The organism is Luminiphilus syltensis NOR5-1B (assembly GCF_000158175.1).
GTDB classification, from domain to species: domain Bacteria; phylum Pseudomonadota; class Gammaproteobacteria; order Pseudomonadales; family Halieaceae; genus Luminiphilus; species Luminiphilus syltensis.
This window is the reverse complement of sequence record NZ_DS999411.1, coordinates 1,253,101-1,274,947: the sequence shown is the minus strand read 5'-3', so window position 1 is coordinate 1,274,947 and position 21,847 is coordinate 1,253,101. Positions and strand designations below refer to the sequence as shown.

The 21,847-nt window shown below is 59.1% G+C and carries 21 protein-coding genes; 10 read left to right on the top strand and 11 right to left on the bottom strand.

Annotated elements, in window-relative coordinates:
- The first annotated feature begins 96 nt into the window (after window positions 1-96).
- Window positions 97-447 (top strand): cupin domain-containing protein, encoded by a 351-nt coding sequence (locus tag NOR51B_RS05795; RefSeq protein ID WP_040481849.1) that lies wholly within the window; start codon window positions 97-99, stop codon window positions 445-447.
- A gap of 275 nt (window positions 448-722) precedes the next feature.
- Here NOR51B_RS05795 and NOR51B_RS05790 read toward each other — a convergent pair whose 3' ends face one another.
- The 5 genes from NOR51B_RS05790 to NOR51B_RS05770 all read right to left on the bottom strand — a co-directional run bounded on the left by NOR51B_RS05790 (window position 723) and on the right by NOR51B_RS05770 (window position 3,248).
- Entirely contained in the window at window positions 723-1,355 is a 633-nt protein-coding gene (locus tag NOR51B_RS05790; protein ID WP_154647611.1) for a midcut-by-XrtH protein, read from the bottom strand.
- Window positions 1,356-1,535: 180 nt separating this feature from the next.
- A complete protein-coding gene (locus NOR51B_RS05785) occupies window positions 1,536-2,015 on the bottom strand; it encodes a PspC domain-containing protein (protein ID WP_154647740.1) in 480 nt (159 codons plus the stop codon).
- On the bottom strand, window positions 2,015-2,263 hold the full coding sequence (gene pspB / locus NOR51B_RS05780) for an envelope stress response membrane protein PspB (RefSeq protein WP_009018959.1): 249 nt from the start codon (window positions 2,261-2,263) through the stop codon (window positions 2,015-2,017). The genes NOR51B_RS05785 and pspB overlap by 1 nt, the downstream gene beginning before the upstream one ends.
- Window positions 2,264-2,329: 66 nt before the next feature.
- A complete protein-coding gene (pspA, locus tag NOR51B_RS05775) occupies window positions 2,330-3,046 on the bottom strand; it encodes a phage shock protein PspA (RefSeq protein ID WP_009020647.1) in 717 nt (238 codons plus the stop codon).
- A gap of 22 nt (window positions 3,047-3,068) precedes the next feature.
- Window positions 3,069-3,248 carry a hypothetical protein gene (locus NOR51B_RS05770; protein WP_009021474.1) on the bottom strand — a complete coding sequence of 60 codons (180 nt, stop codon included), beginning with the start codon at window positions 3,246-3,248 and terminating at the stop codon, window positions 3,069-3,071.
- 445 nt (window positions 3,249-3,693) lie between these two features.
- Here NOR51B_RS05770 and NOR51B_RS14885 point away from each other — a divergent pair, with 445 nt between their 5' ends.
- The gene (locus NOR51B_RS14885; protein WP_195891470.1) at window positions 3,694-5,169 is read left to right on the top strand and encodes a sensor domain-containing diguanylate cyclase; all 1,476 of its coding nucleotides are present in this window, start codon (window positions 3,694-3,696) and stop codon (window positions 5,167-5,169) included.
- Window positions 5,170-5,196: 27 nt separating this feature from the next.
- Here NOR51B_RS14885 and NOR51B_RS05760 read toward each other — a convergent pair whose 3' ends face one another.
- Together NOR51B_RS05760 and NOR51B_RS05755 are read right to left on the bottom strand one after the other, a co-directional pair.
- Window positions 5,197-6,384 carry a magnesium transporter gene (locus NOR51B_RS05760; RefSeq protein WP_009019155.1) on the bottom strand — a complete coding sequence of 396 codons (1,188 nt, stop codon included), beginning with the start codon at window positions 6,382-6,384 and terminating at the stop codon, window positions 5,197-5,199.
- Window positions 6,385-6,635: 251 nt separating this feature from the next.
- Complete coding sequence (locus NOR51B_RS05755) at window positions 6,636-9,050, bottom strand: TonB-dependent receptor (RefSeq protein WP_009021041.1); 2,415 nt, start codon at window positions 9,048-9,050, stop codon at window positions 6,636-6,638.
- Between the two features lie 204 nt (window positions 9,051-9,254).
- On the opposite strand from NOR51B_RS05755, the gene abc-f reads away from it, so the two are divergent.
- The 4 genes from abc-f (at window position 9,255) to NOR51B_RS05735 (ending at window position 14,612) form a co-directional block, all read left to right on the top strand.
- Window positions 9,255-11,216: a ribosomal protection-like ABC-F family protein gene (gene abc-f / locus NOR51B_RS05750; protein ID WP_009020897.1), complete on the top strand. Its 1,962-nt coding sequence runs from the start codon at window positions 9,255-9,257 to the stop codon at window positions 11,214-11,216.
- A 75-nt stretch (window positions 11,217-11,291) separates the two neighbouring features.
- Window positions 11,292-11,669: a VOC family protein gene (locus tag NOR51B_RS05745; RefSeq protein ID WP_009020638.1), complete on the top strand. Its 378-nt coding sequence runs from the start codon at window positions 11,292-11,294 to the stop codon at window positions 11,667-11,669.
- Window positions 11,670-12,206: 537 nt separating this feature from the next.
- On the top strand, window positions 12,207-13,997 hold the full coding sequence (locus NOR51B_RS05740; protein WP_040481848.1) for a WS/DGAT/MGAT family O-acyltransferase: 1,791 nt from the start codon (window positions 12,207-12,209) through the stop codon (window positions 13,995-13,997).
- Between the two features lie 204 nt (window positions 13,998-14,201).
- Window positions 14,202-14,612 carry a DUF1330 domain-containing protein gene (locus tag NOR51B_RS05735; protein WP_009020544.1) on the top strand — a complete coding sequence of 137 codons (411 nt, stop codon included), beginning with the start codon at window positions 14,202-14,204 and terminating at the stop codon, window positions 14,610-14,612.
- A gap of 253 nt (window positions 14,613-14,865) precedes the next feature.
- On the opposite strand, the gene NOR51B_RS05730 is transcribed toward NOR51B_RS05735, so the two are convergent.
- Entirely contained in the window at window positions 14,866-15,486 is a 621-nt protein-coding gene (locus NOR51B_RS05730) for a DUF938 domain-containing protein (protein ID WP_040481847.1), read from the bottom strand.
- A gap of 121 nt (window positions 15,487-15,607) precedes the next feature.
- Between NOR51B_RS05730 and NOR51B_RS05725 the strand changes: the two genes are divergently transcribed.
- Entirely contained in the window at window positions 15,608-16,930 is a 1,323-nt protein-coding gene (locus NOR51B_RS05725; RefSeq protein ID WP_040481846.1) for a PQQ-dependent sugar dehydrogenase, read from the top strand.
- A gap of 40 nt (window positions 16,931-16,970) precedes the next feature.
- Here the strand turns inward: NOR51B_RS05725 and NOR51B_RS05720 are convergent, their stop codons facing one another.
- The gene (locus tag NOR51B_RS05720; protein ID WP_009019832.1) at window positions 16,971-17,258 is read right to left on the bottom strand and encodes an encapsulin-associated ferritin-like protein; all 288 of its coding nucleotides are present in this window, start codon (window positions 17,256-17,258) and stop codon (window positions 16,971-16,973) included.
- 437 nt (window positions 17,259-17,695) lie between these two features.
- On the opposite strand from NOR51B_RS05720, the gene NOR51B_RS05715 reads away from it, so the two are divergent.
- The 3 genes from NOR51B_RS05715 (at window position 17,696) to NOR51B_RS05705 (ending at window position 19,928) form a co-directional block, all read left to right on the top strand.
- Window positions 17,696-18,874 (top strand): pyridoxal-phosphate-dependent aminotransferase family protein, encoded by a 1,179-nt coding sequence (locus tag NOR51B_RS05715; protein ID WP_009020902.1) that lies wholly within the window; start codon window positions 17,696-17,698, stop codon window positions 18,872-18,874.
- Between the two features lie 251 nt (window positions 18,875-19,125).
- Window positions 19,126-19,404: a type II toxin-antitoxin system TacA family antitoxin gene (locus NOR51B_RS05710; RefSeq protein ID WP_040481845.1), complete on the top strand. Its 279-nt coding sequence runs from the start codon at window positions 19,126-19,128 to the stop codon at window positions 19,402-19,404.
- Window positions 19,401-19,928, top strand: a complete 528-nt coding sequence (locus NOR51B_RS05705) for a GNAT family N-acetyltransferase (protein ID WP_009018909.1) — start codon at window positions 19,401-19,403, stop codon at window positions 19,926-19,928. The genes NOR51B_RS05710 and NOR51B_RS05705 overlap by 4 nt, the downstream gene beginning before the upstream one ends.
- Before the next feature lie 10 nt (window positions 19,929-19,938).
- Here NOR51B_RS05705 and NOR51B_RS05700 read toward each other — a convergent pair whose 3' ends face one another.
- Together NOR51B_RS05700 and NOR51B_RS05695 are read right to left on the bottom strand one after the other, a co-directional pair.
- On the bottom strand, window positions 19,939-20,394 hold the full coding sequence (locus NOR51B_RS05700; protein WP_009021318.1) for a YaiI/YqxD family protein: 456 nt from the start codon (window positions 20,392-20,394) through the stop codon (window positions 19,939-19,941).
- Window positions 20,391-21,845 carry a TolC family protein gene (locus NOR51B_RS05695; RefSeq protein ID WP_040481844.1) on the bottom strand — a complete coding sequence of 485 codons (1,455 nt, stop codon included), beginning with the start codon at window positions 21,843-21,845 and terminating at the stop codon, window positions 20,391-20,393. Before NOR51B_RS05695 ends, NOR51B_RS05700 begins: the two co-directional genes overlap by 4 nt.
- Window positions 21,846-21,847 lie beyond the last annotated feature (2 nt).

Genomic DNA, 21,847 nt, shown 5'->3' with positions numbered 1-21,847 from the left:
GGGAAGACCGATCGTCCGAGCTGTGGTTTGGTAGCAGCTTATTGCGACACGCCCTTGCGCGTCCTCATTACCCACTCTTTTCAGGAGATCGATTTAATGCCAGAAATCAGCGTACAACACCAGTGCATCGAGGAAACCGAACTTGTGCTTGCCGACTCCTTCGGCGAGCCCGTCGGCCCCCTGCCCAAGCAGACCGACAAAGGCTTCTTTTCCCACGGCAATATGGTGGCCGGCACCTGGGAATGTGAGCCCGGTGTCCTCGACCTCGACCTCGATGTCACCGAGTTCTGCCACCTGCTCGAAGGCCACTGGCGCTTCACCTCGGAATCCGGACAGGTCACCGACGTCCGCGCCGGCGATAGCTGGGTATTCCCGAAAGGCTGGAAAGGCCGCGCCGAAGTCATCGAGAAAGTACGTAAAACTTACATGATGATTTTGCCCGAGTAACTGGCTTCTCCAGTCGAGGGCGCATCACCTACGCTCGGTGGTACAGCTTTTTGCTGCTGATTTTCATGCCTTGAGCGATACGAGTTACCAGCAAGGCAGTGCAGCCATCAGCAGCCGACGATGCATTGCGGAAACAAATGGCGGACCTCGACACTAACTCCCCCAGGAACATAAAAAAAGCAGCCACTGGCTGCTTCTTTTAAATCCAGACCAGGTTAAGGCCTGTTTGCTGACGCTCCAAGCTCGACTGGCCCGATATTCTTTCTTCCCGAATTTTACGATAAAGGGACGTCGCAGTCCGCTGGAATATCGCAGGTGCCTCCACCGCCGGAAACGGTAACACCAACCTCACACAACGGCGGTGACAGATCCGATGGTGCAACGGGTGTACATGTCAGACCAGTCTGCTCATCGACAATAGAGATAATTTCGACGTCATTCTCACACTGATTCTCGAAATTGTTGTCAGGGCCAGATCGTAGATCATTAATCTGAACCTCTCCACCAGTGCTGCACTCGCCGAGAGGAACGGAAGCGGTTTCGGTGGCCACAGCTTGTTTGATGGTCAGGGTCGTCAGTGCGACAGTCGCGGCCAGCGCGATACCAGCGAACACGGTCATCATCGTGAGCGATGTACCCCGGTTTTTCAGCACCCGAAACCCGATAATTGCCAGTAAAACTGCCAGAGCCAGCAATCCCAGCGAGCCCAGTGCCGGGACAGGTACCACAGGTACCGCACTTTGGCTGGAAGGGGCAAATCCAATCACAATCGAACCCGCGCTGCCGCCCGCAAAACTTGCCTGAGACTGGAGAAGTGAGAACATCACTGCACCAGCAGATAACACTCTTTTTCGGTTGATCATGGCTGTTTGCCTCTCTTGGTTTACACCCCGTTCGACAGATTCCACCAAATAATAGTATTAAATGCAATCAGCGAGCAGAAGGACCCTGCAACCCGGGAGTCGCACAGCGGCTTATATATCGATGCTTGGAGACCGAGCCCAGCTGCGGGTAAAGCGCTAACCGACAACACAGACAACAAAAAAGGCGGTCCCTGGCCGCCTTTTGGGTTCTCACTGAGTGCTCACCTAGAGCTTGGAGAACTCCCGGTTGAGGTCGTAGTGGCGCGAGGTGACGTAACGCTCCATCGCCTCGACCCGGCTCAGGGCCTTGTTCAGTCGCTCCTGAGCCTTGCGGATTCGTGTGCTCGGCGCATCCGAATACCGAAACACCGTCTTCGGGCGGTACTGGTGCAGATCTTCGTCGTATTCCATGGCCACGTCATCCTCGGCGTCCGCCTCAAAGCGGCCCGGGCGCGGCGCCAGTAGCAACCAGCCCACGATGTAGCCCCAGAAAGCCAGCGAGCCGGTAAAGATCAGTAGCGCCACCACACCCAAACGCACCATCCACGCCGGTACATCCCAGTGGTCGGCAAAGCCCGCGCACACACCGCCGAGCCAGGCATCGCTGCGGTTGCGGTATAAGCCAATCCCCCAACCCCGTTTCTTGCGTGAACCTATCCCCTCGCGGCGATCGGCCCGTCGGTAACCACGCTCATCCCTGCGCATCATTCGCTCCTTTGTCCGTCTGTCTTGCGCCAATTCGGATGGTCCACATCCAGTATCGACTCCAGCGATACGATTCGGTCGCTCAGCTTGTCCACCGTCGCCAGCATCTCATCAAGCTCCTGGCGATCATCCTCGCTCAGGCTCTGGCTCGAGCGCTTGCGGCTCTGGTAGTGCATCACAATCCAGATCGGCGCCACGATCAGCATGAACAGTATCGTCGGTACAAATAACGCTTCCGTAATGCTCATCGTTGACTCCCTGGTCCTGCGTCGGTGATATCGAGTGTAAACAGCCTTCCCTGGCCTTTCATCCTCTCAGTCCTTTGCACCGCCTGATGACTTCCCTTTGCTGGTGGCTTTGTCGTCCTTCGACGCCATCGACGCCTTGAGACGATCGAGTTCCTCGGTCAGCCACTCGTCCTGCGCCAGCGACTCGATCTCCGCCGCCAGGTCCGGCGTCACATCGCGACCGAGATCCATCGCCTCCAGCTGCCCTTCGAGGTTATCCACCCGTCGCTCGAACTTGTCGAACTTGGTGAAGGCCTCATCGAGCTCGGTGCGATGCACCTGACGCTTGACCTGCATCCGTGACTGGGCCGTCTTCGAGCGCATCAGAATGGTCTTCTGCTTCGCCTTGGCGTCATTGAGCTTCGCCTGCAGCTGGCTCACTTCCTCGTTGAGCTGGGCAATGTGCTCGTCGGTCGCCGACAGTTCCTCCTGAACCGCCGCCACTTCCTCCTCGATCGCCCGCTTCTCCTGAAGCGCTGCCCGGGCCAGGTCTTCGCGGCCCTTGCTAATCGCCAGTTTCGCCTTTGCTTCCCACTGCGCGGCTTCCGCCTCGGTCGCCTCCAGCCGTCGGGCCGCGGTCTTCCTGTCCGCCAACACCCGTGCCGAGGAGCTCCGTACTTCCACCAGCGTGTCTTCCATCTCCTGGATAATCAGGCGAATCATCTTCTCCGGATCTTCGGCGCTGTCCAACAGCGCGTTCAGGTTGGAGTTAACAATGTCTGACATACGTGAAAATATACCCATGATGCTTCTCCTTTCGATGGACCTAGGCGTCGGACTGGTCCGTCGCGTTCATCAGGCCACTAGCGACATACGCCAGCTCGATACCGACCGCCAACACGCCAAAGGTCACCGCCGCGGCACTCAGCCCGGCCAGCGCACCCAGGGTGCTGCAGATGAAAACTACCGCGGTGTAGATCGAGAATCGTTCGTCCAGTGTATCCATGCTGTGTTACTCCTTGATCGTGAGTGGGGCTTCCCTGCCCCTCTGGCGATTCCGGCCAACCCGGCGCCTTCAACCGGTATTTAGCGAATGCCGTGCCAGATTAATAAATACCAATAAAAACAGTCGGTTATGAATCTATCAGCGCTCAATGCAGGCCTTGAATGATTTATTTAGGTCAAATAAACCTGTCATAGAGGTACAGATAACCATTAAAGGTATTTGTACCCCTTTAAAGCTGCACAAAGCCCAGATCACCCGAACATACCCCGTCGAATCCCCTGCAGTCCTCCACAAGACACCCGTGAAAGGCGCCTAAGCGCGGCTGTTTCGCGCATACGGGAAACTTGCGGCGCCGTCGGGACAAGTCACTTGACTCCAGGATAAGGCGCTTCTAACGTTATTTCCAAATATAATAAAAGCAATAAATAGCGGGTAAATGGTAACCATGACGCATCCACAAGGTGACGAATTTGCACTCTGCCGGGCTACCATCATCTCGCTGCTTCGTGACAACGAAGACTGGCTCATGCGTCGGATTCTCGATTATGCCCACCGGCAGGATTACACCCAGTACACCTCCACGATGATGTGTGCCTGGCAGGCATCCATTGCCGGGCTCAGCGAAGCACTCATCAAAGGTGCCCAGGAGCAAACCCGATCTTCGATCGAGTTCACCCCCAATCAGGACTTTATCCACGATGCGCTCGCGCATTTTGCCGTCGAAGAGGCGATCTTACATCGCAAGCGCGGCATCAAACCCGGCATGTTTCTGAGCCTGCTCAAGTATTATCGACAGGCCTATACCGACCTTGTCGATGAGCGCTGCGCCGACTCCCCGCATATAAAAACCCTGCGCCACTTCGTACTGAAGCGCTTTGATTTATTGGAAATCGCCCTCGTTACCGAGTGGAACAGCACCCCGATGGATAAAGTCGTCGATGAGCTCAGCACAACCAATCGCAAACTCACCAACGAAAAAAACTTCTATCTGACCGCATTTGAGAGCCTCGGTACCCCGGCCTTTCTGCTTGATCACGAACTCGAGGTCACTGACGCCAACCAGGCGGCTGTCAGCTTGCTAACGGGTATGAATGCCAGAGCGGGAGAAGTCTATTACGACGCTGCCGCGATAACCGGGCATGACCAGGATTTTGTATCGGAAAATGTGATCCTGAATCGACCCGTTACTGAGTTGATGCCGGAGCTCACCGATTTTATCGGCAAGCGTTGTGACACTGAAGCTCAAAAATCGGGCGATGTGTCCATGACGATACGGGATGAAGACTACGATTTTTTCTTCGACCAGCACCCGCTTCAGGATATTTCCGGGCAATTTGCTGGCTCAATAATGTTCCTCAAAGACATCAGCGACAGAAAGGCCGTCGAGCGTCGACTGAAAGCTATCGCCGATAAAGACCCTCTTACGGGAGCGGGCAACCGCCGCGCCCTGGAGAGCGTGATCAAAAGCGAATTGTCCCGCGCTCACCGTCACGATGAGCCCCTGTCCGTCGCCATATTGGACATCGACTGGTTTAAGTCGGTCAATGACAATTATGGTCATCTCATGGGCGATCGCGTTCTAATCGATATTGCAAAGCTGTGCAAGGACCTGATCCGGCCCTACGACACCTTTGCCCGAATCGGAGGCGAGGAGTTTGCACTGCTGTTACCCAAAACCTCGGTACCGGAGGCTGAACGCCTTGCAGAGCGGCTGCGCCAGCGTGTCGCCGAGCACACCACCCAAGCCGGAGAAAATCGTGTGCAGGTGACCATCAGTATTGGTGTCGCTTTACTCGCTAAGGGCGCAAAAACCCTCGAGGAGATGATCGAGTCAGCCGATCGCGCCCTGTACTGCGCCAAGCTCGACGGCCGCAACCGCGTCGTGACTTTCGAGCAGCTCCGATCCAATAAACCCGCCTGACGGCCAAGCCCTGAAGCGGATACCGGCTTAGAGCAACAAACTGGTCGCCAGGAACAGCATCAGGCCCATACCGAGAATATCGGTAAACGTCGTCAGGAAAATACTGCTCGCCATGGCGGGGTCCGCGCCAAACCGTCTGAGCGTCAGGGGCACCAGCACCCCAAACAAGCCACTGCCGATACACGCACCGACCATCGCGATCAGTACGACGAGGGCCAGTGTCAACGCATCAGCGGCGCCGGTCATGGTGGAGTAAAAATACATGGCTGCCGCAGCAACAAGCCCGACGAAGAAGCCATTGAGCGCCCCGAGCACCACTTCCTTGCGCAGCAGTTGCGTCATCGAATGTTCCTCCAATTCGCCAACTGCCAGGCTGCGCAGGGTGATGGCAAGCGCCTGACAACCGGTGTTGCCGCTTTGGCCGGCCAGCACCGGCAGGAACACCGCGAGCACGACAATCTGGGCAATGGTGTCCTCAAAAAGCCCCACCACAAACGCCGCCACAAACGCGGTCAGCAGATTCACCTGTAACCAGGGATGACGCATAAGAAAGGCGCGCCAGATTGGCGTTGAGCTGCGTTCCTCGCGATCCAGACCCACGGTGGCGCCCAGCTGCCCACTGAGCTCGGTGGCAACGTACTCGAACAGCCGCCAGCTATACACCATGCCCAGTAGCTTGTTGCTGCTGTCGACCACGGGGTATACCCGGTGCCGTTTGGCCAGCGCTGACTTCAATGCCTCGGGAAGAATGGTATCCGGCGCAAACACAAAGGGCGCCGGCACCATGATGTCCTGCAAAATTTGCCCGGGCCGCGCAAGCAGCAGATCGCGCATGGCCACCACACCCAGCAGATGCTTCTCCTCGTCAACAATATACAAATAGGTCAACGGGGTAACCGGATGAGTTCGGACAACATAGTCGATGCCCGCGGCGACCGTGGTACCCGGCGTCAGCTCGCCGATCGCGTCCACCATCAGGTCACCCACATTACCCACGATTGCCCTTGCGGGTTCCAGCGAATGATCGAGATCCGAGTCGAGTTCCTTTTGTGCCACCAGATTCGCCGCGATCGATATTGCGGCATCGGCAGGTAGGGCGCGCAGTGTGGCTTCAATCGCGGCGGGTGACTCGCCGAGCAGTAAGGCCGCCGCATCCGCGGGGGGCAGCATGTCGAGGGTGACCTCAGGAAACTCTTCAGTTGAAGTGTTGGTCATGCGTTATCTCCAGCGTGGAAGGCGTCGCCACAGGCTACGACATTTTGTTCCAAAAGTATCAGGGCGGCCCAGCTGCAAATCATCGATGGCTGTACCGAGCGGACCGAGTCTCAAACCGAACGTCGACTGCAGCGCTACCGCGAAATGGCACGGGATTGCGGCTGGCAGCGATAGCTCCGCGCTCGCGTCCACGCGCGATATACCAAAAAAAAGGCGCCCCGCGGGGCGCCTTTTTATCAACCGACGGTCGACTACATGCCGAAGTCGTACTTGAGCGTCAGGCCATAAGTTCGCGGCGTATTGGGGTAACCACTGAAGCTACCGGGCTGGGCCACCGACGGGAACGCCGACTGCAGGTACTCGTCATCGTTGAGATTACGGCCCCACAGATTAAACGACAGGCCGTTGTTCCAGCTCATGCCCATACTCGCGTTGAACATATTGATCTCTCGTGATGCCACATCAGCCGGCACATTCTCGACCACCTGCACTTCGTCTTCGTAGACGTGTTCGAATCGGACATAAGACATCGCGCCGAGCAGATCAAAGTTGTAGCTGACCGAGGTATTGGTGGCGAACTCGGGGATTCCCGGGGGCTGAGTGCCTGAAAGGTCGGTCGGGCCGTCAATACCCTCGGCGCCTTTAAAGTCGTCGTAGAGCGGATCAAGCCAGGTCATCGCAAAGTTGAAACGCAGATTCTCGGTCGCCGCCCACTTCATATCAAACTCGACGCCGTCGGTGGACTGGGTACCCGCATTGGCGAGGCTGAAGCCCGTGCCAGTGAAGATGTTGGACTGAAAGCCCTTGATCTCCTGATTGAACACCGCAATGTTGAAGGCGACGCTTTCGTATTCCGCTTTCAGGCCCGCCTCATAAACGGTGGATTCTTCAGGGTCGGCAAAGCGCGTACCACCGTTGAGGTTGGGCACACCGAGGCCCGCGGCAAACAAGGCGGGAATATCTTCAGCAAACGGCCGCGAGAAGCGCGACAGGTTCCACGAGGTCGCCTTGAAGCCGGTGCTCACGCCGGCGTAGACGTTCATATTGGGGTTCACATCGTACGCAAGGCGCACGGTGTAAGTGGTCTCATCATCCTTCGATTTACCGTCCTCGACCGCATTGGGGTAGCTGACAAACGGCGGCAGAAACTGGAACCCCTGCAGCGCGGCAATGTTTTCCGGCGGCAGCGGCAGGCCCAACTGATCGAGAGGCAACGACGCCCAGACGTCGGTTGAAGTGACCGCCACACTGGCCTCTTTATCCGACTCCGTGTAGTTCAGCCCGAGGGTGAGTATCAGGGATTCGCTGAGGTCGATATCCACCTGGGCAAAGAGCGACAAGGTGTCATCATCCAAGGTCGACCGCTCCGCGGGGTTACCCTGCCCTGCGCCGAAGAAGGTACCCGCCGGGATGCCCAGCACCGGGCCTACGGCTTGCTCGATAAGAGAGATCGCCCCCTGGGTTGCAATGTCCGCATAGGGTCGGAATTGATCGGCGTAGGTCAACGCGCCTTTGGTGTCCACCTCTTCGGTAAAGTAGAACGCGCCAACCAGCCAGGAAAAGCCGTCGGCTTCACCGGCCAGACGCAGTTCCTGGGTGAAGGTATCGATCTCGGTGTCCTGACGATCCCCGTTGGGTGGGAAGATCAGGCGGGCACTGGTGAAATCGATGTCTGCTGTAGAGAATTGCTCCAGTGTGCGATACGCACTGATCGACGTCAGGGTGAAGGCATCAAAATCATAGTTGAGTTCGAGCGAGTAGCCATTGGTATCGATCTCGTTGGTCGGATCGATATCGTAAAAGCCCTCGTAGGCAAACGCCTCATTGGAAACCAGCTGACCACCGAGCGCACGCACGATATTACCGGTAGGGCCATCGACGAGGTTGGCGACACCACAGCAGGATTCATCCAGCGACTCGCCGTCGGCAATAAAGCGGGCCTCTAACCGATCCGTCGGGTTCCACAGCAACTGGGCACGGTAGTTCCACCGATTGATCTCATTGAGCTCGGTGTCCAGAGCGAGGTTGTCGTAATAGCCATCGCGTTCGTTTCTGCTCGCGAACAGGCTGTAGGCCACGTTGTCCGTGATCGGCCCCGTGACGTCACCGCGGACAATCCACTGGTTGAAGTTACCCACGGTGGTCGACACCGAGCCGCTCATGGCATCGAGGTCGGGCTTGGCGGTAACGACGTTGATGACACCGGCCGACGCGTTCTTGCCAAACAGTGTGCTCTGGGGGCCGCGCAGTACTTCGACCCGCTCGATTTTCGGCAGATCCGCCAGCGCGCTGCCCACTCTGGAGCGATAAACGCCATCGATGAACACCCCCACCGAGGGCTCAATGCCCGGGTTGTTGGCGCCGTTGCCGAAGCCGCGAATAATGAAGTTGGTGTTGGCGCTGCTCTGCAGCTGGGTCACACGAAGGCTGGGTACCAGGGTCTGCAGATCCTTGATGTCGAGCACCTGCGCCTGTTCGATTGTCTCGGCAGTGACCACCGAGACGGCAACGGGTACTTCCTGCAGCGTCTGTTGACGCTTGGTCGCCACCACTACCACTTCCTCGAGCATTCCGCCCTGGCCCCAGGTGATGGGCGCGGCGGTTACAGAAGCGACCGCGAGTGCGAGTGCGAGTCGACGCGGCTTAAAGCCAGAATTCGTAGCCATGGTCCTTCCTTCTCTTATTTCAACGTTGGTGAAACGAGTGTTTATTTTTATGCCGCCACTTAATAGCGTTGCTTTATAACTCAGTTTAATTTTATAATTTTTTAGTATAAATCCTTATTCCACCTGCATTCTCAGCATCTGCGCCTATACCGTCAACCCAAGAATCTGTGAAATAACCTACAGAACGCGGACATAAATCCGCGGATGATTTTCATTCACGCTACCGATCCCCTAACCTACGGCCACCCCGCGTGGAACTCCAACGTGATTATTATTGACAACCTCAGCCTGCGCCGTGGCGGCAAACTGCTACTGCAGGCTGCCAGTGCAACACTTGAAAACCGGCAGAAGATCGCCCTCATTGGCGCCAACGGCTGCGGTAAGTCGAGTTTCTTTCGCTTACTGACCGGCGCCGTCGCCCTCGATGGGGGCAGCATCCGCGGTACCGAAGGTATCGATATTGCGCACATGGCCCAGGAGGTGCCGGGCACCGAGCAGTCGGCGCTTGATTACGTGATGGCGGGGCACGAGCGTATCGCCACGCTGCTGACCGAGGTTGCCGCAGCGGAAGCGGCCTCGGACTTCGAACGAGCCGCGGAGCTTCACGGGGACCTCGACGCCCTCGACGGCTATGGACTGCCCCGAACCGCCGAACAGCTGCTGCGTGGACTCGGCTTTTCCAAGTCACAGATTGGCAAGCCGTTGAGCGCCTTTTCCGGCGGCTGGCGGGTGCGGTTGGGGCTTGCCCGCGCATTGATCTCACCCTCGGACCTTTTGCTGCTCGACGAGCCCACCAACCACCTCGATCTCGACGCCACCGTGTGGCTGCAACAATGGCTCAAGAGCTACCCGGGCACCCTGCTGATGATTTCCCACGACCGGGATTTTATCGACGGTACCTGCGAAAAAGTGCTGCGGTTCGAGGGCCAGACCCTGCACAGCTACAGCGGCGGCTATTCGGATTACGAACGCCAGCGGGCTGAGCACATCGCCCAGCAGCAGGCCAGCTTTGAGAAACAGGCCCGTCGCAAAGCGGAAATCGAGAACTTTGTGCGCCGATTCCGCGCCAAAGCGACCAAGGCACGACAGGCCCAGAGCCGGATCAAGGAGCTCGAGCGCATGGAGCAGCTCGCCCCGGCGCATGTTGACTCCCCCTTTTCATTTGCCTTCCCCGAACCCGGCAAGATCAGCGACCCGCTGCTTAATCTGGACCGCGGCGACCTCGGCTACGGCGATCACCGGGTGCTCGAGCGCATCGAGCTGACCCTGCGTCCCGGGGATCGGATTGGCCTGCTCGGGCGCAACGGCGCCGGCAAGACCACGCTACTGAAAACCCTCGCCGGCGAACTGCCGCTGCTCGAAGGCGATCTCGATATCGGTAAACACTGCCGCATCGGCTATTTTGATCAGCAACAGGTCGATGTGCTCGATATGGAGGCGAGTCCACTACTGCAACTGCAACGGCTGACGCCGCAGAAACGCGAGCAGGAGATTCTCGATTTTCTCGGCGGATTCAACTTTCGCGGCGATATGGCCACCGGCCCGATCACCCATTTTTCGGGGGGTGAGAAGGCGCGCCTCGCCCTCGCCATGGTGGTGTGGCAGGACCCGAACGTCCTGGTACTCGACGAGCCCACCAACCACCTCGACCTGGAGATGCGCCACGCGCTGGAGGTCGCTCTGGGGGGCTACGACGGCGCGCTGTTGCTGGTCAGCCACGATCGTCATTTGCTGCGCAGCTCCGTAGAACAGCTACTCCTCGTTGATGGGGGTCGCATTCAGGAGTACCCCGAGGATCTCAAGGCCTACGAGGCGTGGATTGTCAGCGGTAGAACGGCTCCGCAAGGCGCGCCGGCTACGGCAGCCGTCAGCGAAAAACCGAATAAAGCCCAGCGTCAGGAAAGCGCCGAAAAACGACAGCGAGTTCGCCCGTTAAAGAAAGCGCTGGAACAGACCGAGCACGAGATGCAAAAGGTCGAGACCACACTCGCAGCGTTGCAGGCGCAGCTCGCAGATACCGACTTATACAACGAAGACCGGCGCGAAGAGCTCGCCCAACTGGTCAAAGCCGAAGGCGAGGCCAAGCAGACACTGCAAAGTATCGAGAGCCGGTGGCTCGAACAACAAGCGGAACTCGAGGCACTCGAATCGGCTCTGGGTTTATAACCTGACAACCGGGCGCGTTGGCGATAAAGTGTCGTCCCGTGAACACATCACAACAACGCTAACAGGAGTACAACTATGTTCAGCCATATTATGGTCGGTACCAACGACATGCAGGCATCCAAGGCATTCTATGACGCTATCCTCGGCGTGCTGGGCTACGGCGAAGGCACCCTCGATGACAAGGGCCGCTGCTTTTACATGAGTGACAATGGCTTTTTTGCCATCACCCCGCCTATTGATGGCAACCCCGCGACTGCCGGTAACGGCTGCACGATTGGCTTTAGTGTCGAGAACGGCGAACAGGCTGACGCCTGGCACAAAGCCGGTGTAGAGAACGGCGGCACCGCGGTCGAGGACCCTCCCGGTATTCGCGATAACGGCGCCATGAAGCTGTATCTCGCCTACCTGCGCGATCCCGCCGGCAACAAACTGTGTGCGGTTAAGTTTTTGTAAGCCGTTGGCTTCGCTCGAATAATAACGCGCCCTACGGGGCGCTTTTTTTTTGCAGCGCTGTTTCCAGGCGGGCCCAAGCCCGGGGCCTTTGTTGGGAGCATCGCAAGGTAGCGGGATCGAGGTTTTGTCAGTCGACGGTGGCCACAGGTGGTGTTCTTGAGTCGGTGCAGTTAGCAGCATCAAGGTGTGCGCGATACCTCGATCCCAGCTCTGAACGACATTCGCCGGCGATCACACCCTATGCCTTGAAGTCGGCGAGGCCGACGGCAGTCCTTTGGGCTGCTCGCGTAGCTCCAGCACGGCCAGCGCACTGTTAGAGTCGCTCGTCGACGCCCAAAGGACTCCCGCCCGCCTCTCCTCGCGCCGATGCAACGTGATGCAACGTTTAGGGGTGTTTGCACCGTATTTGTAGCAACCACTGACGTCGCCAGGAAACCTTTTGGCCTGGTGTTGCGCGCGCTGCCGAGTGCCTCCACGCGGGTAGCGACATCGGCCAAACCCGTTAGACTGGGAAACCCATCTCCAAACGGCGACACCATGAAACAGCTCTCCGGTCTCGATGCCTCCTTTCTCTACCTCGAAACGGCCAATCAGCCGATGCATATCTCGGGTCTTTCGATTTACACCCCCGAGACGGCGCCCGGCGGCAAGGTGCGCTTCAAGCAAATTATCGATAACACCGCGGCACGAATTCAGAAACTGCCCGCGTTAACCCAGCGCCTGGCCGAGGTACCATTTCATCTGGATCACCCCTACTGGGTCGACGATGGCACCTTTGATCCTGAGTACCACATCCGTCACCTCGCGCTGCCCTCTCCCGGCGACTGGCGGCAGCTGTGCATTCTGATCTCGCGGATACACGCCCGCCCGCTGGATCGGGCGCGTCCACTCTGGGAGATGACCGTCATCGAAGGGCTCGATAACGTCGACGGTTATCCACCGGGCTGTTTTGCGGTCTTTACCAAAATGCACCACGCCGCCATCGATGGCGCCTCCGGCGTCGAAATCGCCGCGGCGATCCACGATCTTGAACCCGACGGCGAAGTGCTCGAAGCCCTCGAGCCACGACCGGCGGAGAAGCCCCCGGGAGCCCTGTCGCTACTGGCCAAATCACAGATCAATACGCTGAAACAGCCGATGCGCTTTCTGTCGGTGGCGAGCAATACCATCCCCGGTATTGCCAAGGCCATGATGGCGATCCGCCGTGGAGACCTGAAAGGGGTGGGCAAGTTGCCGCGCACCCGTTTCAACCGACCGGTGTCCCCACACCGGGTTTTTGAGGCCGTGAGACTGCCGCTTCAGGACATCAAGGCCATCAAGAATGCACTGCCCGGGGCAACCGTCAACGATGTCGCCCTGACCATTGTCGGTGGCGCGCTGCGGCGATACCTCCGGCATCACGGTGAACTCCCGGAGAGCTCGCTGGTGGCGATGGCGCCGGTGAATATTCGACAGGGAGCAGATGCCGGCTCCGGTGGCAATGTGGTTGCGGCGATGTCGGTGAGCATTCATACCGATGTCGATGATCCGATGCAGCGATTGCGCACCGTCAATGACGCGGCGGGTAACGCGAAAAAACGCGCGGCGGTCATCGGCGCCAAATCGATGACCGATTACTCGCAATTCATCCCCAGCACCCTCACCGCTCAGGCCGCCAAGCTGGTCACCCGCTGGGGGCTGGTGAATCAGGTCAACCCGATCTACAACTGCGTAATTACCAATGTGCCCGGGCCACAGGTACCGCTCTACAACACCGGCGCGCGCATGCTGTCGAATTTTGGTACCGGCCCGGTGGTTGACGGCGTCGGGCTGTTCCATGTGATTGGCAGCTACTGCGGTGAATTCACCATCTCGGCGACCTGCTGCCGGGAGATGATGGCTGACCCGGCGTTTTATAAAGACTGCCTGCTCGCCAGCTACCAGGAGTTGTTTGACGCTGCGCTGAGCGCGGCTGAGACAAATACAGGGACAAAGACAAGGACAAAGGCTGCAGCCAAAAAAGCACCCGCTAAAACCAAAAGCAAGGCGGCGAAAAAGCAGGTTGCAAAAAAGAAGATCGCAAAAAAGAAGGTCGCGAAGAAAAAATTAGCAAAAAAAGAAGTCGCAAAGAAAACGGTGACAAAGCAGAAGAAAGCGCCTGCGCAACGATCCAGCAGCAAAAAAAGTGTGGCCGCGAAAAAGCCGGCCGGTGGTAAACCCCGCGCTAAAGCCAGCGCCTCCACTGCCGCACCGAAAGCGCGCAAAACCCGCAGCAAAAAAGCCCCGGCAAAACGGTTAACCCCACCGCGCCAACCCAAGGTGCGCCCAAAAACCTCGAGTGGAAGCTGAGTCTGACGCTACTGGAAGTGCCGCGCCCGGCTACTAACTCGCTCCGGACAGCAGCTCCCGTATCAGGAGTGGCGCCCCCGCCAAAGATCCGGATTCGGCGTAACCCACCCCGTTAACGCAGAGTATGGCTGCGCCCATGGCCGCAGTCCCAAGGCAAACCGCCGTACAACGTCATTTAGCGAGAGCAATAACCAGGAGTCGATCATGGAAAATTTACTGCAACCCACGGGTGATCAGGTGCGCGCCTTTCGCAATCGCCAAAGCGGTGAACCGATTGCCATGCTCAACCTGCTCAAATTTAAATCTCACGCCACTTATGAGGACGGTCGCGACTCCTCACTCAGCGGCCGTGAGGCGTATGCACTTTATGCGAAAAACTTTCGCGAGATCATGGAGCCCGAGGGTGTAACCATTCTTTACTCGGGGGACGTTCGCGGCCTGTTGATCGGGCATGGCGACGACCTGTGGGATGCGGTGGCGCTTATCCGCTACCCCAACACCCAGGTGATGCTCGACATGCTGCGCAACGAGGCCTATCAGGCGGCGCAGCACCATCGCGCGGCGGGGTTGGAAGGTCAGCTTCTGGTGGAGTGCGGCGAAGGCTTTGGCTTTTAACAGACAAATGCCAACAGCGGTTTGCTGCCGGGGATTGCTCACTCCCGGTACGTCCATGCCCACCCGAACATACGTTCGGCCTTTAGCTCACTGAGTTGTTGTCTTTGGCTGCTGGCGCAGGCTTATCGATGACGGATCGTCCGCGAGTGTCGGGGGCCCATACAAGATGCCAGATCTGCCAGGGTGGCGAGGCGTGCCAGCGGTAACTCGAACACCGTCATTGATTGCTGACCGATCGTAGGAAATTTAGCGGTTAACGCACAAACACCAGTGATAGGTTGTTGGCAGGCATTGGGATCGCACCCGTTTCGCTAAAGCCATTTTGGTTCGCCAGCGTCGACACCTGATCGACATCGCGCACACCCCACTCGGCATTGCGCTGCTTCAATGAGATGTCGAAGTCGGCATTGGATGCTGAAATGTGCTCGCCACCCTGGGAAAACGGGCCATAGAGGTAGAGCACACCACCCGGAGGTAGTAGCTCCGCCGCGCCGGCAAACAGCCCAACCGCGGCCGACCAGGGGGCGATATGAATCATGTTGATACTGACAATCGCGGTGATCGGCGCCGGCAGTTGTCCGGTCTCGATTGGCCAGGGCGGATCGCTGGCATCGATGCTGATCGGTGCCAGTAGATTATCGGCGGGTTCGGCGGTGCCCCAGGCGGCGATCGAGGCCAGTGCGTTATCGCCGATATCGCTGGGCAGCCAATAGCGCCCGCGCAGTCGCGGGGCGAAATACACCGCGTGCTCGCCGCTGCCGCTGGCGACTTCGAGCACCGTGCCCGATGCCGGTAAGTGCGCGTCCAGCACCTGCAAAATAGCATCGCGGTTGCGCAAGGTGGCCGGTGCATGGCGTCTCGAGTCTTGATTCACAGATTGTCCTCCCGCTGCAACGCTACGGATTGTGCGCGGTGAATGCCAGTGCCGTTTTCGCGGTTTGAGCGCTGTCGGTTACCATGGCACACGACGTTGCTCAAAACAGGACCAGGCGATCATGCCCAAAAGTAAAAATCTAACGCCGCTGGCGGCCTTGCTGTTCACCGCCGCCTGCACGGCGGGACCGTCAATGGAGGCGCAGCGCGAGTACGGCACCGACCCCCAGCTGGTGGAACCGGAATCCTCGTTTTTCCCCACCACCAAGGTGGCCAAGGCGATCGGCTGGTCTGAAGGCGCCACACCTGTTGCCGCTGAGGGGCTGGCGGTCAATGCCTTTGCCCGCGACCTTGATCATCCGCGCTGGATGACAGTGCTGCCCAACGGCGATGTACTGGTGGCCGAGAGCCGGGGGCCCAACAGCGGCGGTGGCTTTGAGGGCATCAAGGGCTGGATCGCCGAAAAAATGATGGCCTATGCGGGCTCCCTGGGCGAGAGCGCCGATCGGGTCACGCTGCTGCGGGATACCGATAACGACGGTGTTGCCGATGTGCAGGTACCGCTTTTGGAGAACCTGAGCTCACCCTTTGGCATGGCGCTGGTCGGCGACTGGCTGTATATCGCCAACGCGGCATCACTAGTGCGCTTCCCCTATACCCTGGGTGCACTCAGCATCGATCAGCCCGCTGAGCTGATCGTTGATCTGCCCGGCAAGGGCCTCAACCATCACTGGACCAAAAATGTGATCGCCAGTCCCGATGGCAAGAAGCTCTACGTCGCTGTGGGCTCGAACAGCAATATTGGTGAGAACGGCATGGCCGAAGAAGTCGATCGCGCGGCGATTCTCGAGGTCGACGCGGAGGCCAAGACCTATCGCTTGTTTGCGAATGGACTGCGCAACCCGGTGGGCCTCGACTGGAACCCCGTCACCGGCGAGCTCTGGACCGCGGTCAATGAGCGCGATGAACTCGGCGACCAGTTGGTACCCGACTACATCACCTCGGTGACCGACGGTGAGTTCTTTGGCTGGCCCTATTCCTACTGGGGCGATAACCCGGATGTCCGGGTCGAAGCGCAAAACCCCCACCCCGAAAAGCCCGTGCAGGTTCCCGACTATGCACTGGGGGCACACACTGCATCACTGGGACTGGCGTTTTACACCGCCGATCGGCTACCCGGCTTCAAAGGCAGCGCCGTGATTGGGCAGCACGGCTCCTGGAACCGCAATCCCCGCAGCGGCTACAAGGTCATCGCGGTACCTTTTAATGCCGTGGGCGAACCCGAGGGCTTACCCATGGATGTCCTCACCGGCTTCCTCAATGACGACGAAGAAGCCCAGGGCCGACCCGCCGGCGTTGCGGTGGATAGCCAGGGGGCTATTCTGGTCGCCGACGATGTCGGCAATAGCATCTGGCGCGTGGTGCCCGCGGGCAGCGAAAGCTAGCGCCGGTTCATAGCAGCTGAAACCGGCGCGGACGCCCGGCTTACTTGTGCGCGATGGGCTTGTCGGTAAACAGGTAGTCGCGCAGTTCTTTATCGAGGGTGGGGTCATTGCGGCGAATCCACTCGAGAGTCATCGCGGCGTGCTCTTTCTCCTCATCGCGGTTGTGCGCGAGGATGGCTTTGAGATCGGGATCGGAGCAGGCATCGACCCGCTGGTTGTACCAGTCCACCGCCTCCAGCTCTTCCATTAACGAGACGATGGCCCGGTGCATATCCCGGGTTTCGGTGGACAGCTCGACGACCGGCTCGTGGTAACCCTCATTGCTCATTTTTTTCTCCCTGTTTCATCATTTCGGCGCGACGGCGATGTGCCGTCCCCGCGCCACCTGCCGCTACGCTGACAAATCCATGCGGCTAACGCAAGAAGCTTCGCAGTTGGGCATCAGGGCCTGCGCCGAGTTCCATGAATGTTTTAAAGGCACTTGCTGAATACCACCCCACTGTACTTTCCGCCGGCGAGGCAGGCGGCAATCCTTTGAGCCGCTCTCCGAGGGTGGCTCGGCCGGTCTTTGGTCGAGCGTCGGCGAGCGAGTTGTTTAAGACTCCGACGCCGATGGAGCTCCGCGAGCAGCTCGATTCAAGCGCGGGCGGGACCCCCGGGCCCGCGACGAAGGCAAATGCCAACCCTGCGCGACCGCCAGAGGCCGGTGGCGATCGGCGGCCAGTCGCGCCATAATGCCGCCGCTTTCAAACAGGAGCCCTGCCCATGTCCTCGAGCTTTTTCCCCACGCCGCGCACCCTCATGGGACCCGGCCCTTCCGATGTCTCCCCGCGAGTCCTCGGTGCCCTGTCGCGTCCGACCATTGGCCACCTCGATCCCCAGTTCATTGCGCTTATGGATGACGTGAAGGGGCTGCTGCAGTACGCCTTCCAGACCGAAAACGCACTGACCATCCCGATTTCGGCGCCGGGCTCGGCGGGTATGGAATCGGCCTTCGTCAACCTGCTGTCACCGGGTGACACGGTCATCGTCTGTCAGAATGGGGTATTCGGTGGCCGTATGCGCGAGAATGTCGAGCGTTGTGGCGCGACCGCCGTTATGGTCGAGGATGCCTGGGGTGCGCCCGTCGACCCAGAAAAGGTACGCGAGGCGTTCAGGAAAAATCCGCAGGCCTCGGTACTGGCGTTTGTTTACGCCGAGACCTCCACCGGCGCCCGCAGCGACGCCGGGACCCTGTGCGCGATTGCCAAAGAGTTCGGTGCGTTGTCGATTGTCGACGCCGTCACCGCGCTGGCCGGGATCGATCTTCAGGTCGATGCCTGGGGCGCCGACGTGGTGTATTCGGGCACCCAGAAATGCCTGTCCTGCGTGCCGGGCATTTCGCCGATCACCTTCAGCCCCGCCGCCGTGGAGCGCATCCAAAACCGCCCGGGCAAGGTCCAGAGCTGGTTTTTGGACATGCAGCTGGTCATGGGCTATTGGGGCGGCGACAGCAAGCGCGCCTATCACCACACCGCACCGGTCAACGCCATGTACGCGCTGCACGAATCGCTGTTAATCGTGAAAGAAGAGGGACTAGAGCAAAGCTTTGCGCGGCATCACCGCAATCACACGGCGCTGGTCGCCGGTCTCGAGGCGCTGGGATTGAGTATGGCGGTCGCCGCAGATTACCGGCTGCCCCAGCTCAACGCCGTCAATATCCCCGATGGCATTGATGACGGGGCGATTCGGGGCGCGCTGCTCAATGATCACAACCTGGAGATCGGTGCGGGACTGGGTGCCCTTGCGGGCAAAACCTGGCGCATCGGCCTGATGGGCCACGCCAGCAACCCGGGCAACATCAAGCGCTGCCTGACCGCGCTCGGCAGCGCCCTGCGTCGATCGGGTTATGCCTGTGATACCGAAGCCGCACTGACCGCCGCGGAAATTGCCCTCGGGGAGTGACTTGAGGCGGGCATTGGCCCGGATCGGTACTCTTAACAGTATCTGCTGGAACAGTAGCTGCTGGAGACCCATTTCCGCGCTCTTGAATCGGCGTTGCGAGCGGGAGTGATTTGCCAACGCTCCGGTATCCCCGACCCCCTTCATGGTGGCTTGCCTCTGCAATAATGTACATCTTTAAAGCGTACAAATTGACGCGCTGTCAAAAGCACGTACAATTTAAAGATGTACAAATTCAGAAGGAGAGTAACTCGATGCCTCGAGTACCGGTAGAAAACAACGACCGCATGTCACTGCGTATCGCGGCGGAAGAAAAAACGCTGCTGGTTCGAGCGGCAACACTTCAGCACACCAATCTGACTGAATTTGTCATTCGTTCGGCGGTGGCGACAGCAAAAGACGTTATCGATCAAAGCGAACATCAGGCGCTCACGGAGCGCGACAGTTTGCAGGTCCTGGACCTCCTCGAGAACCCGCCTGAAGCCAATGAAAAGCTCGTAGCGGCTGCTTTCGCGATGCCAGGACGCGAATGACGCTACCGGCCTGGCATGAAGAGCCCATCGAGAAACACCACGATAGAGCGGGCTTTGATTGCGGTGACACCGATCTGAATACCTTTTTGCAACGTCATGCCCGAAAGAGCCATGAAAAAGGCGGGGCAAAAACCTTCCTCGCTATCAATGATACCGATACCACCAAAATCCTCGGCTTCTATAGCCTGAGCCCCGCATCGATTGCCTACGAGCGAACGCCGGAGGTTGTGAAGCGCGGGCTGGCTCGTCACGAAGTGCCTGTGTTCCGGCTGGGGCGCCTCGCGGTCGACCTGTCGGCTCAGGGGGAAAATCTTGGTGGTCAACTCCTACTTGCTGCGGGCCGTCGTTGTCTTTATGTCGCCGCGGAAGCGGGGGGTGTCGCCCTGTTGATTGATGCCAAAAATGAACGGGTTGCGATGTGGTACGCAAGCTATGGGGCCGTGCCGCTTATGGATGCGCCTCTTTCGCTACTGTTGCCCTTCAAGACCATCCATTCAGCGCTGTCCGCAGCGGGAAAACTTTGAGCCCTGTCGGCTATCGCGGCGGATTCAGCCGCGTCAGCAACTGATCGAGCTGATCGGCAAAGGTTTTGCGATCGGTTTGGTTGAGGGGTGGCGGGCCACCGCTGTGTTCACCGCTGCTGCGCATGGTGTCCATAAAATCGCGCATGTTGAGCCGGGCGCCGATATTGTTGGCGGTATAACGCTCGCCCCGGGGTGTGAGCACATGGGCGCCCTTGGGAATCACTTCCGCCGCGAGCGGGATATCGCTGGTAATCACCAGATCCCCCGCTTCCGCGCGACGCACGATTTCGTCGTCGGCGACGTCGAACCCGGACGGTACCTGATACGACGAGATATAAGGTGACGGCGGTGTGCGCAAGGGCATATTGGCCACCAGAATGGTTTCGATCTCGCGCTTTTGCGCCGCGCGAAAAAGGATGTCGCGGATAACCACCGGCAGCGCGTCGGCATCCACCCAGATTTTCACGGCGTTGCGTCGACCAGCCCCAGCGCGTCGAGGTTCAGTGTAGCGGCATCGAAATTGGCCTGGGCGATCAGGGTATCCAGTGTCGCGACCAGATACTGCACCCGCGCATTCGCGGCGGTCTCTTCGCGTACGTTCACCAGGAAGAAGTCGCTGGCCCCTTCCTTGAAGCGCTGCTGCTCGGCGCTGGTCATGAGATCGGCGAGCTCCACCTCCTGCTTGGCCAGAGCGGCCAACTGGTCGGCGTAGTCGAGCGCGGTGAAGATGTTGCGAATCTCCACCTCGATCTGGTCCTGCTGCTGCAACTGCTTGTAGTACAGCGCATCGCGCTTGGCGCGGCTCCTGGCCAGCTTACCCCTGGCTACCCGCCGCTCCAGCGGCACCTCAAAGGAGAATCCAATCACGGTATCGGTAGCGTCCCGCGACGGGCCGCCCTCGGCGATCTCACCGATGGGTGTATTCACCTCGAAGCGCAGATCGAGGCGTGCCTGGAGATCGTTTTCGCGCAAAGCCACGGTGTTATCGGCGCGAGCGATGGCGTTATTGAGCATTAACATTTCCGGTCGGCGGGAAAGCGCTTCGGGCAGCACCTCGAGCGAACGGCCACCATCGACTTCGGCGTATTCGGCTATCAGGTCGGTGGGGGGTAGCTGGGTTGCCGTTGGAATCTGCAACCGACTGCTGTCGTCGCGGTAGTAAAACGCGAGCTTGTTCGCCGCCGCCTCAAACGTCCGGCGCGTGGAGGTGACCAGTGAGCGCCGGCGTAAAATATTCTGTTCGTTCTCGGTCAGGAATATGGTCGCCCGCGCGCCCCGCGCCACCTGCTCCTTAAGCCCTTCCTCCCGCTGCAGTGCGATGCGCAGCAGGTTCTCGTAGACCCGCAACCGGGCACCGGCCACCACCCACTGCCAGTAGGCGACCATCGCCCGCTGCTGCACGCCGATGCGGACCATGAGTACGTCGAGGTCTGCGTTTTCCAGCGCCAATCGGGTATCAACCTCGTTGAACCGGCGCTGGTCGATATCGCGATCTCTCAGCAATGAGAACAATACCCCCGCGGCCAGCGTGCCGCCGGTGTTGGTGTAATTGATATCTTCATAGATCGGGAACTCGCCGTTGGAGAGCTTGTACTCGCTGAAAACGGTGGCGCCTAGGGGGCGCAATGGCTGTTTCGCACCGCCCTTTATTGCCTGACCGTCGTAGAAACCATCGACGCGATCAAACCCTTCGGCATCGAACACCAGATCAAACGCACCCAGCGCCGCGGTGACATCGCCCTCGGCAGCGCGGCGATCGGCAAGCGCCGCCATGATCTTGGGGAAATGCTGTTGTGCGGAATCGAGCACCTGCTCCAGCCGCAGGTAGTTGTCACTGGCGGTCACAGCCCCCTGCGCCAGCACCAGCGGACTGGCGGCAAGGAGTAGCGCGCAGAGAACGGACCTGATGAACGTCATCG

Excerpts from the sequence above, each read along its gene's own strand:
- NOR51B_RS05795 (WP_040481849.1), top strand. The coding sequence starts at position 97 with ATGCCAGAAATCAGCGTACAACACCAGTGCATCGAGGAAACCGAACTT.
- NOR51B_RS05760 (WP_009019155.1), bottom strand. The coding sequence starts at position 6,384 with ATGACCAACACTTCAACTGAAGAGTTTCCTGAGGTCACCCTCGACATG.
- NOR51B_RS05710 (WP_040481845.1), top strand. The coding sequence starts at position 19,126 with ATGCCTCGAGTACCGGTAGAAAACAACGACCGCATGTCACTGCGTATC.
- NOR51B_RS05695 (WP_040481844.1), bottom strand. The coding sequence starts at position 21,845 with ATGACGTTCATCAGGTCCGTTCTCTGCGCGCTACTCCTTGCCGCCAGT.
- NOR51B_RS05745 (WP_009020638.1), top strand. The coding sequence starts at position 11,292 with ATGTTCAGCCATATTATGGTCGGTACCAACGACATGCAGGCATCCAAG.
- NOR51B_RS05720 (WP_009019832.1), bottom strand. The coding sequence starts at position 17,258 with ATGAGCAATGAGGGTTACCACGAGCCGGTCGTCGAGCTGTCCACCGAA.
- NOR51B_RS05715 (WP_009020902.1), top strand. The coding sequence starts at position 17,696 with ATGTCCTCGAGCTTTTTCCCCACGCCGCGCACCCTCATGGGACCCGGC.
- NOR51B_RS05705 (WP_009018909.1), top strand. The coding sequence starts at position 19,401 with ATGACGCTACCGGCCTGGCATGAAGAGCCCATCGAGAAACACCACGAT.
- pspA (WP_009020647.1), bottom strand. The coding sequence starts at position 3,046 with ATGGGTATATTTTCACGTATGTCAGACATTGTTAACTCCAACCTGAAC.
- NOR51B_RS05785 (WP_154647740.1), bottom strand. The coding sequence starts at position 2,015 with ATGCGCAGGGATGAGCGTGGTTACCGACGGGCCGATCGCCGCGAGGGG.
- pspB (WP_009018959.1), bottom strand. The coding sequence starts at position 2,263 with ATGAGCATTACGGAAGCGTTATTTGTACCGACGATACTGTTCATGCTG.
- NOR51B_RS05725 (WP_040481846.1), top strand. The coding sequence starts at position 15,608 with ATGCCCAAAAGTAAAAATCTAACGCCGCTGGCGGCCTTGCTGTTCACC.
- NOR51B_RS05770 (WP_009021474.1), bottom strand. The coding sequence starts at position 3,248 with ATGGATACACTGGACGAACGATTCTCGATCTACACCGCGGTAGTTTTC.
- abc-f (WP_009020897.1), top strand. The coding sequence starts at position 9,255 with ATGATTTTCATTCACGCTACCGATCCCCTAACCTACGGCCACCCCGCG.
- NOR51B_RS05735 (WP_009020544.1), top strand. The coding sequence starts at position 14,202 with ATGGAAAATTTACTGCAACCCACGGGTGATCAGGTGCGCGCCTTTCGC.
- NOR51B_RS05740 (WP_040481848.1), top strand. The coding sequence starts at position 12,207 with ATGAAACAGCTCTCCGGTCTCGATGCCTCCTTTCTCTACCTCGAAACG.
- NOR51B_RS05755 (WP_009021041.1), bottom strand. The coding sequence starts at position 9,050 with ATGGCTACGAATTCTGGCTTTAAGCCGCGTCGACTCGCACTCGCACTC.
- NOR51B_RS14885 (WP_195891470.1), top strand. The coding sequence starts at position 3,694 with ATGACGCATCCACAAGGTGACGAATTTGCACTCTGCCGGGCTACCATC.